This window comes from Bartonella sp. TT110JLCBS, from assembly GCF_042193405.1.
GTDB lineage: Bacteria > Pseudomonadota > Alphaproteobacteria > Rhizobiales > Rhizobiaceae > Bartonella.
This window is the reverse complement of record NZ_JBHILT010000204.1, coordinates 1-734: the sequence shown is the minus strand read 5'-3', so window position 1 is coordinate 734 and position 734 is coordinate 1. Positions and strand designations below refer to the sequence as shown.

Annotated in this window: 1 protein-coding gene; it reads right to left on the bottom strand. The window is 38.1% G+C overall.

All coding sequences use genetic code 11. The features are described from left to right. On the bottom strand, nt 1-734 hold a 734-nt coding region (locus tag ACFILW_RS10470), incomplete at both ends, for a 3'-5' exonuclease (RefSeq protein WP_375685807.1).

Sequence of the window (734 nt, the reverse complement as noted above, 5' to 3'; positions counted from 1 at the left end):
TCGGACCTTTATACCCACAAATAAACAAGCGATCTTCAGCGCGTGTCATTCCTACATAAAGAAGACGCCTATATTCTTCTTCTGCACGCTCTTTTAAATATGAAATTGCTTGTTTAGAGAGTTTTGTATTAAACTTTTCATTGGGATGCCAAATAAAGGCTTGTTTTCCATTCCATTGTGCATTGTTTAAAGGAACTTTAAGCAAGTGAGGCGCATGCTGAGGATGCCAAATCGCACTACCTGGATCGACTAAAAACACAACAGCAGCCTCTAGTCCTTTTGCAGCATGAACAGTCATAATGCGAATTTCTTCATTACTTTGTTCAAATTCACGTTTAATTTCTGGTTCGCTTGCACTTAATGTTTCTAAAAAAGCTTGTAATCCTGGTAATCCTGTTTTTTGAATAGTGAGCGTATAATCCATAAAAGCATCGAGCACATCATTTGCTTCAGATCCTAAACGAGACAGAATTTTTTGTCTTCCCTTATCATTATTCAAAATATGGCTATAAAACTCGAAAACCGGTATTTTATCCACTAAAGCGCGATAATGGTTTAGCTTTTCAAAAGCATCTTTAAAAGATGCCTGCGATGATGCGTGCGTAAATAAGCTTTGCCAAAGAGAGCTGGTTCGGTGTACAGCAAGTTGATAGAGTTCCTCTTCGCTAAAAGCAAAAAGGGAGCTTTTTAGCACGCAAGCAAGAGAAAGATCATCCTGTGGCTGCAAAACAAAA